Source organism: Tolypothrix sp. VBCCA 56010, assembly GCF_050875635.1.
In the GTDB taxonomy this organism is placed as follows: Bacteria; Cyanobacteriota; Cyanobacteriia; order Cyanobacteriales; family Nostocaceae; genus Hassallia.
In genome coordinates this window covers 1-202 of the sequence record NZ_JBPAOH010000609.1, presented here as the reverse complement: position 1 = coordinate 202, position 202 = coordinate 1, and the positions used below count along the sequence as shown (strand labels likewise).

Sequence of the window (202 nt, the reverse complement as noted above, 5' to 3'; positions counted from 1 at the left end):
CGGAGAGGGCGAGTTGGAATACCACGGTCGCAACGACGAACAGGTTAAGCTACGCGGCTACCGGATCGAGCGTGGAGAGATCGTGTCGGTGATGGAGAAGATGGACGGGGTTATGGGCGCAGTAGTATGCCTTCAGGGGGAAGGAGAAGACCGGGAGCTGATCGGATACTACACTGGTGAGCGCCATGATGAGGAAGCCTTG

At 57.9% G+C, this 202-nt stretch carries 1 protein-coding gene; it reads left to right on the top strand.

Annotated features, from left to right (window positions below):
• Positions 1-13 precede the first annotated feature (13 nt).
• Positions 14-202 (top strand): hypothetical protein (locus AABK37_RS42505; RefSeq protein WP_432557340.1); only part of this gene is annotated, 189 nt, incomplete at its 3' end.